The organism is Clostridium brassicae (genome assembly GCF_026738875.1).
Lineage (GTDB): Bacteria > Bacillota > Clostridia > Clostridiales > Clostridiaceae > Clostridium_H > Clostridium_H brassicae.
This window is the reverse complement of sequence record NZ_JAPQFJ010000010.1, coordinates 1-15,115: the sequence shown is the minus strand read 5'-3', so window position 1 is coordinate 15,115 and position 15,115 is coordinate 1. Positions and strand designations below refer to the sequence as shown.

Sequence of the window (15,115 nt, the reverse complement as noted above, 5' to 3'; positions counted from 1 at the left end):
TATTCAAAATTTTCACAATCTTGAAATTATCAAGCATTAACCTTTTTATTTGTAACATTAACAAACTTGCTTTGTGATTTAAATGGAGTAAATTTCTTTCCTCCACCTTCATAAAACTTATTGAAAAATTCAAGGTATTGTAATCTACTCGAGTGCACATATGAACCTAAAGCGTTAATACCTAAATTAAATAAATGTCCTACGATAAAAATAATTGGTCCTACAATAAATTTAGCAGCTCCTGGAATCAAGTTTATCATGAGATTGAATGCGTTTGCTATAAATCCTGTAGCAAGTCCTAATGCTAAAAGCCTTGAATAAGAAACAAAATCTCCAATATAACTTGTTATTCCATAAAGTCCATATATTCCTCCACCTATTTTACCACCTATAGTTGGAGCATCTCTTCCTTGTGTTAAAACAAGTCCAACAAAACCAATTATAGTAAGTATCTTACCTGTTGAACTTAAACTTTCTACAAACATCATAAATATTCCACCAAGAGATATATACCAAAATCCTACATCAAACAATGCATCTAAATATTTTTTATCCCTTATTAATATATAGGCTTTCATTGCAAGTCCCACAATTATATGGACTACTCCAAAAGCTATTGCCATTCCAAAAACTTTCATTATCTCATCTGATACACTTATTAAATAAGGTGCAGGTTTACCTAAGAACTGAGCTGGAGCATCTCCAAACCATCCTCCATATATAGCACCCCATATAACTGTAGATATTCCAAGATATAGGAATAGTTTCATAAAGTTTTTTGTAGCTTTTTCAAGCTTTAATAATTTCAATGCTAGTGCAGTTGCAATTACCATAACTACACCATATCCTGCATCTGAAAGCATCATTCCAAAGAATACAAAATAAAATAGTGACATTACAGGTGTAGGATCAATTTCCTTATACTTTGGCATTGAATACATCTCAGTTATACTTTCAAAAGGTTCAACAAATCCATTATTTTTTAATAATATTGGAACTTTGTCATTTTCCTCAACTTCTTTAAATTCTAGATAATAATTTTCTTTTGCAATATTCTTTATAACTTCCTCTAATTCAGAATTTGAAGATAGAGTATTCCATCCCTCTATTACAACAATTTCTTTTGTCTTTAAGAAATTTTCAGTAACCTTAGCTCTTTCAAGATAGTTAGAATAGTATTCATAAACTAACTTCATTTTTTCATAATAGTCATTCATTTCTTTTAAAGATTTTATGTTAGTTTCTCTTTCATTGTTTATTTTACTAATTCTATCTTCACAAGCTTTTATTATATCTTTAGGACTTTCATCATAATTAAAATTTGCCTTGCTAAATCCATACTTTTTCAATATTTCAAAAGCATTTTCTTCTAATTCCTTAATTACTAAAGCTAAAATATAAACCTCTTCTTTTCCCTCATTTATTAATTCTACATAGGAAAAGCCAACCTCATTATTAAACTCTTCTACAAAAGAATCTTTTAAATTATTTGGTATTGTTCCAATAAAGTAAGAAGTATATTTTAAACTTCTAAGGTCTTTAAAAGGACAATTGAAACTAACCCAAGGCAAAAGCGCTTCAATTTCTGATTCTAACTTAGTTTTCTCATTAGAAAGGGCATTTTGATTTTCTTCTTTATTCTTTAAATCTTCGTAAATAGATATCCAGTCTATTCCCTTTATTGAATTTTCAAGTTCCTCAAAAGTAATACTTTTTTTGCCTTTTTTAAGTGCTTGGAGTCCTTTCTCCTCATCTATATAATTATTTAAAAAATCCAATGAAAACTTTATCTTAGATAATTCATTCTCTCTTTGAAGGATATCCTTTTCCTCCACAGCACTTTTTAAGAAACTAAACTCATCGTTTTCCAATTTACTTTGAAGATTTACAAACTCCACACCTTCAAATTTCTGTAAATTTTTAAGTAAAGTTTCTTTTTCATTTTGAAAGGCAAATAATGTGAATTTATTCATCTTAACTATTGCCATTTACATTCACTATCCTCTCAATTACTAAATTCACTGCCTTATTGAATCTTTCCTCAAGGACATTTTTTATACTATCAGTTTCTTTTCCTCCTTTTTCCAATATTGGAACTGTTTTCTTTTGTGCTTCTTCTACAGCATCATCCATAATTTTCTTTCCCTGCAATTTAGCTTCAGCTAAAACCTTTTTATATTCATCTAATGCTTTAGCTTCCGCCTCTTTAATGATTGCATTACTTTCACTTTGCGCATTTTTTATTGTCTCATACGCCTTTTCCTCTGCTGATTTAATTTCATTAATTGCTTCAATTGCCAAATTATCACCACCTTTTTATTTTAAAGAGTTATTTAATTTTATATAATGCATTTAATGTAGATAATATTACATTAAATGCATTATCATTTACACTTTATATGGTATTTATAACAATTTACTTATAATGATTATAATACTGTTATATAACAAAATTCAATTTTCAAAATTATTATTTTTTTGAAAATTAAATAAGTTTTCGATAAGTATCGCCAATTTTCTTACCAATACACAATTGATTAAATTTTTATAATCTTCATAAATTGTCTGACTAAATACATAAATATTCAATCTACATATTGGATTTTTTGGAAATCATTATGATTGTATACTAAATATGTTTCCTTTTTTAAAATATTACTATTATTAATAAAGTTTAACACATCAATGTTAAATTTTTCAATATGATAACCATTTTTTTCGAAATTGAATCCTCTTTGTAAAATCTTGTCTTTAATCAACTTAATTTCTGCTTTACTAATTTGGTCTTTTAAAAAACTTGGTATTCCTCGTTTTTTATTAAACATTAGATAGTCATATTTTATTAATTCTCTTAAAATAAAATTATTCTCCTTTAGTTTTTCACAATTGAATTCTAGAAATACATTATAATAGTCAGAAGCTGAAATATTTCTATCAAAATACCCTTTTTCTTGAAAAAACATTCCCAAAGAATAGTAAAAATCAAAAGGAGTACTAAATTTAGGTATAAAATATTTTAAAATTGTACTAAATTTACCTGAATTATAATATTTATCTACAACAGCCTCTACTTTTTTTAACTCTATTAATTCTAAATAGCTTATTTTATTTGTCTTTAATATTTCATAAGGAGGATATGGTGAATACTTCATGCCCCATTTTGAAGCTTCTTTAGACATAGGTGAACCTTTTAGTATTTTTAAAAACCCTAGCTGTATCTCTTCTGGCTCCATTATATATATATTGTTAAAAGAATTTTTAAAAGACTGAAAATCCTCTCCTGGAAGTCCTGCTATAAGGTCTAAATGTTGACTTATATTTTTTAGCTTTTTAACTTCCTCTACTTTTTCTTTTATCTTACTAAAATTTACATGTCTATCTATGTTCTTTAATATCTCATTATTTGTAGTTTGAACACCTACTTCAAATTGTATCCTACCTTTTGGAGCCTTTGATAAAAGATTAATCTCATCTTCTGTTAAAAGATCTGCAGATATTTCAAAATGAAATTTAGTCTCTGTATTCTGTTCTATTATAAATTTCCATATGTCCATAGCAAAACTTTCCTTACAATTAAAAGTTCTATCTACAAATTTTATGAGCCTAACTTTTTTGTCTATTAAAAATTTCAACTCAGACTTTACTTTTTCTATATCCCTAAATCTAACCTTCCTGTCTACAGAAGAAAGACAATATTTGCATCCAAAAGGGCATCCCCTCGAAGCTTCATAATATACAATTTTATTATCTAATTCTTCTTCCTTAGTGTAAGAAAACACTACATCATTTATATCCATGTTAGGCCTTATTCCACCATAATAAACTTTATTTCGTTCCTTATAATATAAGCCTTTAATGCCTTTCAATAACACTCCTAAATTTGAGCCTTTTTCTCTATTTGAATCTTTCTTAAACTCAAGCTTATACAAAATTAATTCTCTAAAAGTATTTTCCCCTTCCCCTTCTATTAAGTATTCTCCTGGATTATTTTCTAGAAAATCTTTTCCATTAAAACTCACTTCTGGTCCACCATATATTATTTCAATATCTTTATTTATAATCTTAATAATATTAGCTACAGCTTTAATGAATTCGATATTCCATATGTAGCATGAGAATGCAATAATATCAGACTCTTCTTTTATAAGTTCTTCTACTACCCTCTCAATTCTATCATTTATTGAAAATTCTCTTATGCTGCATTGATAATCCAAATCCTTAGTATAGGCTTTTAAATATCTTACTGCTAAATTAGAATGAATAAATTTTGCGTTAATGCCAACTACTGTCACCTTCATTTTCTATTCTCCTTTTCTTTCGTGCCTTTATGCAATATACTTTACTAAATTTTTTTGCATATATTATGTCAAAATATTTATTTACTAAATCAAAAATACTTTTTTCAGAACTATCCTTAAGTATATTATAGTCTTTTATAGTAAATTCTTTAACCTTATTATTATCCATCAGAACTTTTACATTACCATCTAAAATTTCCCCAAACTTTTTATCTATATCCCAAATGTATATATAACCATCTTCCTTTAAATATGAATAAATCTCTTGTAATAATGTCCTTTTACTTTTTTTAAACATTATGTTGCTGAAAGCTAAAAATAAAGTACATATATCATAGCACCCTTTACTTATAGGAATCTTATTTTTTTTGCTATCTACATACTCTACCTTAAAATCTTTATTATTAGATTTATATATATTATAAATAATACCATAATTTAAAGTTCCTATATCTAATAAATTTCCATTGAGTTTTTCATCTTTAATGCTTATTATAATTTCCTCCTTCACATTTTATGTCCCCCTTTTAACAATGTAATAATTGTATTATTCCAATTACTATAATATAGATTTCTACACAAAAGAAACATCTCCTCCATTAAATGGAAGAAATGTTTCTAGTTTTACATCTTGGTTTCATTTTCTACTTTTTCATAAAAGTCCAACATAATTCCCGCTGTGGTAATTTGAGCTTCTTGTATTATAGCTTGAGCAACTTTTGAATATCTATCGTCTACATTCTTAATATTTATATTTTTTAGGTATATCTGATTAGCCATTAAAGCATTCCCTTTTATATATTCAGCTATTTCTTTGTATCTTTTTATACTGTTTTTTGCCTCAAAATGATATCCCATTGCAATCCTACTTATTATCCATAATTCAAATTTTCTATGTTCTTTCAATAATTTTTTATTAGCATGTTGAGGAACGGTTGCATCTTGTATTAAATGACAAGCTGCTCCAAAATAAAACACTGATTTTTTTATATCTCCAGCCTCTAAATAATTATTAGCTTTTTTATAGTATTTTTCGCATTCCTCTAGAGCATTAGAAAATCCATATAGCCCTCTTCCACTACTAAAATGATAGAAATGATTAGAGCTTTTAAAATCTTGATCTGCCCAAGTAACTCCTTCATTAAAATCATATTTGTATCTAGTGAAAAAATCATATTCCTTAATGTATCCTTCTTTTTTTACAAGTTCAATAGACTTATTATTTATATATTTATGAGCCATGCAATGAGTATTTACAATTATTTTCTTAATAGGGTTAACTGCAAACATAACTCCTCTCATTGTTTTTCCAAAAGTATTTTCTATTCTCATCTTCATAGAGATTCCCCATTTCATTCCTAGTCAAACCTAGTTTATTAATTTAGATTACTATTTCTATTATCATGCCTCATCTTTACAAGCATTATCAACAAGCTTATTATAGTTATTAAAATACTTATAATTAAAAAATATATTACAGGTTTATTATTAGTTATTATATTACCTTTGTTTAATAATCCTAATTTAAACAAATTTCCTTTTGACGAATCTAATATTATGATTTGATTTTTTACATATTTAATGCTTGAAATTTTACTATAAGTATTAAATTTTATTTTTTCTTTTAATACACCCTTATCATTAAGATAGCATATTTTTTTGTCTACATCATCATAAAAATAAATGCCATCTATCTCACCTAAAGCACCTATCTTATCTACTGCAACACCTTTTAATGAATCTAATTTTTTATGGACATATACTGGAGCTCCTGGGTTAGTTGTAGGATGGTTGTCTAGTATAAAAGATATGTTTTTATTATTTCTTCCTTTAAATCTAGGTGAATTTAAAGGATCTCCTCCACTATAATCAGGCCATCCATACCAAGATTTTTGTTTAATAACATAAAGATAATCTGTATCACCTTTTACAGGTCTTAAACCTCTATCTTCCATACCACCTACTGACGCTATAATTCTACCTCTACTATCAAAATCCATACCCTTAACATTTCTTATCCCCCAAGCATAAGTTCCAGAAACACCATTATCTAAATTATACATAATTATAGAAGCATTTCCTGGGAAATGGCCTGGTATTATTTGACCTTGAATAGTCTTACTCCCATAATTTACAAAAGCTCCTGTCTTACCATTTTCAAAATTAATTCCATTAAGTACTATCTTATATGGGGAAATATCATGATTATATGGATTATTCTTAATCCATTCATTATCTTTTCCTACTATTCCTGAATTAGTAGCTGCTCCTATTGTTATATACAAATATCCACCATTAACTTTTATAAGGCTTTTATTATAATCCCCAAAATTAGGGAGATCATCTATTATAGCTTTACACTCTCTATTATATAAATCATAAGAATACACTGAACTTAGACTTGTAAAATACAATTTGTTTTTATAGTATTCTATACTGTTAATATCCATATTATTATCCGCAAATAGAATATAGCTTTTCCCATGACTATCTATATATTGTATTTTATTTTTAAAAACCACATAATAATTTCCATTATCATCTAATGTAAAATCAACAGCATCTTTTAAGCCTTTGTATTCAAGTTTACATTCCATATTTTTATCAACTACTTCTATATTATAATCTTTAAAATAATATTTATTAAAAAGTATTACTAAAAAGCTAAAAATTGCAATTACTAATAATGATTTCAAAAATTTACCCATAATTCCTCCAAAAAAATTCCTCTTGTCTAAAATATATTTTTTAGATTAAGAGGATATGTATAATATTATTTAGTATTTACAAGAATTATGTGTTCTTTCTCTACTTTTGATAGAGCTTTTAATACTTTCTCTACTATTGTACTACTTACTTGCTTTGAATATTTATTGTAAAAGGCTACAGCATGTTCTTCTCTTTGTTTGGCAACTTTTAAAAATTCTTTATCTGTAACGTATCTTGTATAATCAGGCTTATTAAGATGTGGTAACTCCTTAAAGCTACCTAATCTTTTGTGTATATTAGCATGCATATATTCTATTTTACTTAAATCCCAAAATCTTTTTTTTAATGCTGTATCTTTCACTAACTTTGAGGCTTCTACATAAAAATCTCCATTAAACACTTCAAGTTTCATAGCATGATCAAGTATTTTTATTGTATTATCATTAAGCAAAGATAGTTCTACATTATAAGTTTCCCCATTTTCTTTAAGATAAACCTCATTTACTCCACAAAAAGGGCAATATCTTATATACTCATTCTTATTTCCATCTATAAATGCACTATTATTAAACTTATAATTATTATCATTTATATTCATTCCACAAATAATACATTTTAGTGTTTCCACATTTTCACCCCATTTTATCATCATCTATCTTAAATAATATTTTATCCTAAAAAATATTTATTTACTAATACTTAATTTTATTAATTTGTTATTTTTTTTATCAAATAGATAATACTTTCATTAATATTTTATTGATTTAATTTCAATCTTACATTAAAATGTACCTATGTTTTAAAGTTTATTTGTTGTCTATCTTACCCATTTATAGGTTAAGACGTTAAAATCTTCAGCTTTGATTATAGTCCCTATACTATTATGAGTATAGTATACTTATTTTTAAACTTTAAGTAACGTCAAAATTTCTAACTAAAGCTTCAAAACATACTTATTATTTAATATTTTAAGGAGGAACTAATATTGCAAAAAAAAGATAAAGGTATTTTTTATAATTTAGGATTTTGGATTATTATATCAATGCTATTAGGTATCATGGTTGGTGCCTTTATGGGCAAAAAAGCTTCTATATTTGCTCCAATTGGAGATATATTTATGCAGCTTATAAAAATGGTAGTAATTCCTTTAGTCGCAGCTTCTATAATAACTGGAGCAGCTTCAATAGGTGACTCTAAATCTGCCGGTAAAATGGGAATAATAACTTTTATTTATTATTTATCTACTACTGCAGTAGCAGTATCTCTTGGCTTATTATTAGGAGAACTATTTAAACCAGGACTTGGAGTAGACAAAACTACTATTTCATCTATGTTTTCTTTAGAGTATGCAAATAAAGGTTCTCTACCTGGCTTTTGGGAAACTATTAAAGGAATAATACCAGTAAACCCTTTTGGAGCTTTAGCTGAAGGAAATAATATTCTTGCAATATTATTTTTTAGTTTATTTTTCGGCTTTGGTATTTCATCTTTAAAAGGAGAAAACAAAAAAATTGTAATTGGATTTTTTGCTGGTGTGACTGATGCACTTGTCTTTGTAATTACTAAAGTTATGTATGTAGCTCCAATAGGTGTATTTGCTTTAATGGCCGATGCTACAGGAAATTTTGGATATAAAGTTCTTGCATTACTTATTAAACTTTTAATTGTTTATATTATAGCTCTACTTATTCATGCTTATGGAGTATATGGATCTTTAATTAAATTATTCGCTAAAACTTCTCCAGTTAACTTCTTTAAAAAAATTTATAAAGCTCAACTTTTTGCATTTTCAACAGCATCTTCAATTGGAACTCTTCCAATTAATAAAGAAATATGTGAAGAAGAACTTGGAGTTTCAAATGAAATAACTTCCTTTGTACTCCCTTTGGGTGCAACCATTAATATGGATGGAAATGCTATATATTATGCATTAGCTGCATGTTTTTTTGCACAATTATTTGGTATTGATTTAGGTATTCATCAGTATATAGCAATAATTTTTACAGCTACTATAGGTTCTATAGGACAAGCAGGTGTTCCAGGGCCTTCTTTATTAATTGTAGCAGTATTAATAGCAGCAGGTATTCCAGTTGAAGGACTTCCATTATTGTTTGGAGTAGATAGAATCTTTGATATGCTTAGAACTGCTGTCAATATAACAGGAGATGCATCTTGCGCTGTTATAATAGACGGATTGTTAAAAAATGATTCTTCCAATAAAAATATTCAAGCTGTTAATTAAAATTCAAGATAAATCTAATATTTAAATAAAAGGAACTATTGAGAATTTAGAATTTCATTAGTTCCTTTTATTTTTATTTTCATTTTGATTTAGAATTTTATTCATATTATTACAAAGCATTCATCTAAGCCCATACATCTACTAATGATAAAGTTTTCAATTCCTACGATAATATATTTAAGATTAAGAAGATCAAAAGGGGGACTTTATTGCATGAAAAAAAACAAACTATGTGCCATTTTCATAGCATTATTTTTATTAGGTACAACTTATACAGCAAAGGCTGCTGTAATAAATTACACAGTTAAAAGCGGAGATACTCTTTGGAAAATTTCTCAGTCTTATAATACTACTATATCTAAAATAACATCTTTAAACAACCTAAACTCATCAGATTACATTTACCCTGGACAAGTTTTAAAAATTGAAGACAGTAACAGCACAAACTACATACCCTATAAAGTAGTTTCCGGGGATACTCTTTGGAAAATCTCTATTAAATACAACATCACAGTAAACGATATCATGAAATTAAATAATTTAACTAGTTCATGCATTTATATTGGACAAGTATTAAATATACCTATAAAAAACTCACAACCAGCTCCAACTCCATCTGTTCAAACCACTAATTACAAAGTCGTTGTTGGTGATACAGTTTGGGGAGTTGCTCAAAAATTCAACACTTCTATGGATGCAATAGTTAAAAATAACATGCTTGCTTTAGATATATTAATGCCTGGACAAATTTTAACTGTTCCTGTAAATTCTACACAAATAGTAAAACCTATTGGTATAACTATGATGAAATCCAGAACAAATAATAATTATGGTGACATATATACTTGGGAAAATGCTAGAAGATTATTTACTGTTGGTCAAAAAGGAACTTTAAGAGACTTATCTAGTGGAATCAGTTTTAATATAAAATATTATGGTGGTTCTAACCATGCTGATATAGTTCCTTTAACAATGGATGATAGTTCAAAAATGAAGCAATTATTCCCTACTTGGTCATGGAGTTATATGCGTCCTGTGATACTTACTTTTAACCAAGGAGGAACCAACTACCAACTTGCTGCAAGTTTAACAGGAATGCCTCACTCCACAACAGATATGTATGAAGCTAATGGAATAAATGGACATTTTGATTTGTATTTCTATAATAGTACAAGCCATGTTTCTAATGAACTTTCTCCAACTCACCAAAAAAATATCTTAATAGCAAATGGCCAATAAAGAATATAGTTAAGAATATGCATTTTAGATAGATCACTAAATAATAATAGAACAATGACAAATCCCTCAACACAAAATTAATTTTTCGTTGAGGGATTTATTTTACTGACTACTAGAAACTAGATAAGTTATTCTACACTTAATATGATAATTATAATTTAAAATGTAAAATAAACTTGACTTTTAATGTAAAGCACACTATACTTTTAATTGTAAAGTGCATTTTACATTAGTCATTAAGGAGGTGATCTTTAGTAAGAGATTAATATAGAAAAATACTCTTTCTAAAGGAAATTATGAATAATGTCATAAAAGAGTTGAGAAAAGAAAAAAACATAACTCAAGAAGAATTAGGAAAATTATGTGGGGTAAGTAGGCAAACAATAATATCACTAGAAAATGGTAAATACAATCCATCTATAAATCTTGCTCACAAAGTAGCAGTTATATTTAATAGAAAAATTGAAGATGTATTTATATTCGAGGAGGAATAAGTTATGAAAACTCTTAAAAGAAACCTAATTTCATATGTAGTATTTTTAATTTTTGCAATTGGATGTTTTGTATACGGAAAATATGTTTCATCACTAAATGAATATATTTATGGAATATTATTTGGATTTGGAATTACAGGATTCTTGGGATTGTTACTATGTCTAAAACTTATGAGAAATCCTGAAAAATGTGAACAAATGGATTTATGTGAAAATGAAGAAAGATCAGTATTCATAAGAGAAAAAACTTCTAGTAAAGTTTATTCAATATTTATATTTATTGAAAGTATAGCTATAATTATATTAGGCCTTTTAGGATATAAATTTACTTCTATAATAATATCATCGCTTTTACTCGGCAAGCTAATAATGTGGTTTATCTTAGGCACTTACTATGGAAAAAAATATTAAGTCAATAAAACATTGTTAGGCGTAAACCTATATAAAAAGTTTACGCCTAATATTACGTATAAACTTATATTGTTTCGTAAATATTATACAATAAGTTTAAATAATAATTTATTAGTAAAAAATATATAAGAGGAGATATTGATTCATGACAAAAAAAGAATACTTCTTGTGTATTATTCCAATTTTACCTCTAATAATCTTATGTGCATTAGGAAATGTAAATTTGTTTTTTGCAGGCTTTTCTTTAGTATGGTTAGTATTAACAAGTGTATTATTAGCTATTTATTTAATAAATTCATCCAACAAGAACAAGACTAAATAGTTTTCATTATTTAGATTAGCAATTAAGTAGCAATTTTTAAAAGTGTCATCTTGCCTTTAATTACATATGCTGTTTCTCTAGGTATATAAATAGTATCTTCATAATTTAACTCTACAACATTTTCTGCACATTTTATAATTCCGCTTCCCTGTACAACTATATATGAATGGAATCCATTTTTTGAAACATCCTTATATTTCTCCTTTACATTAATTTTCTTTATTTTAAAATAAGGAGTTTCTATGAATTTAAATTTTTCTATTTTTCCACCTTTATTTTTTCCTTCATAGTCTATTACATCTAGTGCCTTTTTCAAGTGCTCTTTTCTCCCCCTTCCCCAATCATATAAACGATAAGTAATATCACTGTTTTGTTGCACTTCTACTAATTTTATTCCTCCCTTTATAGAATGAATAGTACCTGATGGAATATATATAAAATCTCCCTTACTTACATTTATTTCTTGAAGATAATTTTCAATATCGCCTTTTTTTACAATTTTATAAAGTTCTTCTTTATTTAATCCTTTTTTTATTCCTAAAATCAGTGAAGCATTCTCCTTGGCTTCTAATATATACCAACATTCCGTTTTTCCGCTACTGTTTTCATGCTTTTGGGAATAAGCATCATCAGGATGCACTTGTACTGATAATACTGAATCTGCTTTTATTACCTTAATTAATATAGGAAATTTATTTTTATCTTCTATAACATCTATTATTTTTTTACCATTATCCTCTCCATTTTCAATAAATGAATATCCATTCTCATGACATGAAAGGGCCCATTTTTCCCATCCCCAAATGGTTTCTTTAAAAAAAGGTGATAATTTATAAATATACTTTTTCATATATCTCCCTCTAACAAACTTACTATTTTATAAAATTAAATAACTAAAAATTTAATTGTTTATATAACAAAAATAAGTGAACACTATATTTATATAGTATCCACTCATTTTTAAAAGTGTGATTAATTTACATTTGCTAATTTATAATTGATTCTATGATTCTCCTTAAGCCTACAAACTCTTATTATACTATTGATTTTCGATTTTTTCTGCTAGTTCAGTTAAATATGTCCATCTATCCATAAGATATTCTAGTTTTCCCTCTATTTCTTTTTGATTTTTTAAAAGCTCTTGAAGTAAAACATAATCACTTTGTGAAGAATCGATTTTTTGTTGAATTTCTTCTAACTCAATCTCAGCTTCTTCTATCCATTCTTCAATGTTTTCATATTCTCTCTTTTCTTTATATGAAAATTTTAAAGGTCTATTAGCCTTTTCCTTTTTACCTTCTTTATTCGATTTTTCTTTTTTTTCTACTTTCTTATTTTCATCTTCATTTATAGAGCACATGTTTACATATTCAATATAATCTGTATAATTTCCAGTGAATTTTTCTATAACTCCATTTCCTTTAAAAGCTATTATTTCATTAGATACCTTATCTAAAAAATATCTATCATGTGAAACAACTATTACAGTTCCATTAAATTCTTCTAAATATTCTTCTAAAACATTTAATGTTTCTATGTCCAAATCATTAGTAGGCTCATCTAATATAAGCACATTGGGTGCTTCCATAAGAACTCTTAAAAGATGTAATCTTCTCTTTTCTCCACCTGATAACCTAGCAATTTGTGTCCATTGAAGTTCTGGAATAAACAAAAATCTTTCCATCATCTTAGAAGCACTTACAGATACCCCTTCTTGATTTTTTATAAATTCTGCCCCTTCTCTTATATATTCTATAGCTCTCATATTCTCATCTATATGATTATATTCTTGAGAAAAATATCCTATTTTTACAGTTTCGCCTATGTCAACTATTCCTGAATCCGGGCTTATCTTATTGGTAATTATATTTAAAAGTGTAGATTTACCAATTCCATTTGAACCTATAATTCCAACTCTATCTTCCTTCTTAAATATGAAACTAAAATCACTTATTATATTTTTGCCCTCAAACGTTTTACTTATATTGTTTAAATTTATAACCTTCTTACCTAGTCTACTACTACTGACCGATATATCTACTTTCTCACTTTTTCTTTCAACTTTTTCAGATGATAATTCATTAAATCTGTCTATTCTTGCTTTCTGTTTTGTACTTCTAGCTTTTGCTCCTCTTCTTATCCAAGCAAGTTCACGTCTTAATAAATTTTGTCTTTTTATTTCTGAAGCTTCATTTTGAATTTCTCTCTCAGCCTTAGCTTCTAAAAACATACTGTAATTTCCCTTGTAACTATATATACTACCATTATGAAGCTCTAATATTCTATTTGTCACCCTATCCAAAAAATATCTATCATGGGTAATCATAATTAAAGCTCCTTTTCTATTATTTAAATATTCTTCAAGCCACTTTACACTTTCATTATCTAAATGGTTAGTAGGTTCATCTAATATTAAAAGGTCACATTCAGTTATGAGTGCACCTACTAATGCAATCCTCTTTTTTTGCCCTCCCGATAACTCTCCAATCTTAGCATTAAAATTCTTTATACCAAGTTGAGTAAGAATTGTTTTTGCTTGTCTTTCTGCTTCCCATGCATTCAGTGCATCCATTTTTTCATTTATCTTTAAAAGCTCTCTTTGAAGATTTATATCATCAGAGTTATCTTCTATCTTTTTTGTTATAATTTCATAATCTCTAAGAACACTCATTACTTTTGAATTTCCCTTAAATATCTGATCAATAACCTCGCTATCCTCATCAAATTCTACATTTTGAGGGAGATATTCTACTCTAAAGTTACTTATTTTAGCTATATTACCACTATCATAACCTTCTATACCTGCTAAAATCCTTAAAAGTGTGGATTTTCCTGTTCCATTGATACCTATAAAACCTATCTTTTCATTATCATTAATAATAAATGATACCTCTTTTATAAGTACCTTTTCACCATAACTTTTACTTATATTTTCTAACGTAATTAAATTCACAATTATCTTCCTCTCTTACTAGTCAATAATCTACATGCTTAGATATAACTATACTTCATACATAACTTATTATATGCTATAGGTAAATAATACTGCAAGAGTTATTCAGTAGCTAGTAATAGATACTAAGTAATCAATATTAAGTTAAAGTATTTATGACTAAAATAAAAAAGCCGTATAATAAATATACGACTTTTTATCCATTTAAGAATCTATTTATCCAATGACTACTTCCACTAATTATCCAATTTTTACAATTTGGATAAATTGGGAGTACAACCCTGGATAATGGTTTCTAACCCTCATTAGGGATTAACATACCTTATGAGACTAAGAATCCTATTTATATGATTTAACTTGAGCTACTAATTCAGGAATTACTTTAGTTACATCGCCAACTATTCCTAAATCAGCAACTTTCATTATAGCTGCATCAGCATCTCTGTT

The 15,115-nt window shown here is 27.1% G+C and carries 14 protein-coding genes and 1 pseudogene; 5 read left to right on the top strand and 10 right to left on the bottom strand.

Features of this window, described 5'->3' with window-relative positions:
• Nucleotides 1-29: 29 nt before the first annotated feature.
• From OW729_RS10485 to OW729_RS10455, 7 genes are all read right to left on the bottom strand, one after another.
• Nucleotides 30-1,988: a V-type ATP synthase subunit I gene (locus tag OW729_RS10485; protein ID WP_268061456.1), complete on the bottom strand. Its 1,959-nt coding sequence runs from the start codon at nucleotides 1,986-1,988 to the stop codon at nucleotides 30-32.
• Complete coding sequence (locus OW729_RS10480; RefSeq protein WP_268061455.1) at nucleotides 1,975-2,301, bottom strand: ATPase; 327 nt, start codon at nucleotides 2,299-2,301, stop codon at nucleotides 1,975-1,977. The genes OW729_RS10485 and OW729_RS10480 overlap by 14 nt, the downstream gene beginning before the upstream one ends.
• Nucleotides 2,302-2,585: 284 nt before the next feature.
• Nucleotides 2,586-4,298: a B12-binding domain-containing radical SAM protein gene (locus OW729_RS10475; RefSeq protein ID WP_268061454.1), complete on the bottom strand. Its 1,713-nt coding sequence runs from the start codon at nucleotides 4,296-4,298 to the stop codon at nucleotides 2,586-2,588.
• Nucleotides 4,273-4,809: a methyltransferase domain-containing protein gene (locus OW729_RS10470; RefSeq protein ID WP_268061453.1), complete on the bottom strand. Its 537-nt coding sequence runs from the start codon at nucleotides 4,807-4,809 to the stop codon at nucleotides 4,273-4,275. Before OW729_RS10470 ends, OW729_RS10475 begins: the two co-directional genes overlap by 26 nt.
• A 113-nt stretch (nucleotides 4,810-4,922) precedes the next feature.
• On the bottom strand, nucleotides 4,923-5,636 hold the full coding sequence (locus OW729_RS10465; protein WP_268061452.1) for a zinc dependent phospholipase C family protein: 714 nt from the start codon (nucleotides 5,634-5,636) through the stop codon (nucleotides 4,923-4,925).
• 38 nt (nucleotides 5,637-5,674) lie between these two features.
• A complete protein-coding gene (locus tag OW729_RS10460; RefSeq protein WP_268061451.1) occupies nucleotides 5,675-7,006 on the bottom strand; it encodes a PQQ-dependent sugar dehydrogenase in 1,332 nt (443 codons plus the stop codon).
• 65 nt (nucleotides 7,007-7,071) lie between these two features.
• Nucleotides 7,072-7,635, bottom strand: coding sequence for a ferritin family protein (locus OW729_RS10455; protein WP_268061450.1), 564 nt, complete (start codon nucleotides 7,633-7,635; stop codon nucleotides 7,072-7,074).
• A gap of 357 nt (nucleotides 7,636-7,992) precedes the next feature.
• On the opposite strand from OW729_RS10455, the gene OW729_RS10450 reads away from it, so the two are divergent.
• The 5 genes from OW729_RS10450 (at nucleotide 7,993) to OW729_RS10430 (ending at nucleotide 11,715) form a co-directional block, all read left to right on the top strand.
• Complete coding sequence (locus OW729_RS10450; RefSeq protein ID WP_268061449.1) at nucleotides 7,993-9,249, top strand: dicarboxylate/amino acid:cation symporter; 1,257 nt, start codon at nucleotides 7,993-7,995, stop codon at nucleotides 9,247-9,249.
• A 213-nt stretch (nucleotides 9,250-9,462) separates the two neighbouring features.
• Complete coding sequence (locus OW729_RS10445; RefSeq protein WP_268061448.1) at nucleotides 9,463-10,488, top strand: LysM peptidoglycan-binding domain-containing protein; 1,026 nt, start codon at nucleotides 9,463-9,465, stop codon at nucleotides 10,486-10,488.
• Between the two features lie 296 nt (nucleotides 10,489-10,784).
• Nucleotides 10,785-10,982: a helix-turn-helix transcriptional regulator gene (locus tag OW729_RS10440; protein WP_268061447.1), complete on the top strand. Its 198-nt coding sequence runs from the start codon at nucleotides 10,785-10,787 to the stop codon at nucleotides 10,980-10,982.
• A 3-nt stretch (nucleotides 10,983-10,985) separates the two neighbouring features.
• On the top strand, nucleotides 10,986-11,393 hold the full coding sequence (locus OW729_RS10435; protein ID WP_268061446.1) for a hypothetical protein: 408 nt from the start codon (nucleotides 10,986-10,988) through the stop codon (nucleotides 11,391-11,393).
• A 145-nt stretch (nucleotides 11,394-11,538) separates the two neighbouring features.
• Complete coding sequence (locus OW729_RS10430; RefSeq protein WP_268061445.1) at nucleotides 11,539-11,715, top strand: hypothetical protein; 177 nt, start codon at nucleotides 11,539-11,541, stop codon at nucleotides 11,713-11,715.
• Nucleotides 11,716-11,737: 22 nt separating this feature from the next.
• Here OW729_RS10430 and OW729_RS10425 read toward each other — a convergent pair whose 3' ends face one another.
• The 3 genes and pseudogenes from OW729_RS10425 to OW729_RS10415 all read right to left on the bottom strand — a co-directional run.
• Nucleotides 11,738-12,565, bottom strand: a complete 828-nt coding sequence (locus tag OW729_RS10425) for a type I phosphomannose isomerase catalytic subunit (protein ID WP_268061444.1) — start codon at nucleotides 12,563-12,565, stop codon at nucleotides 11,738-11,740.
• Between the two features lie 189 nt (nucleotides 12,566-12,754).
• Nucleotides 12,755-14,668, bottom strand: coding sequence for an ABC-F family ATP-binding cassette domain-containing protein (locus OW729_RS10420; RefSeq protein ID WP_268061443.1), 1,914 nt, complete (start codon nucleotides 14,666-14,668; stop codon nucleotides 12,755-12,757).
• A gap of 339 nt (nucleotides 14,669-15,007) precedes the next feature.
• Nucleotides 15,008-15,115 (bottom strand): annotated as a pseudogene (locus tag OW729_RS10415) (electron transfer flavoprotein subunit alpha); the annotation flags it as partial.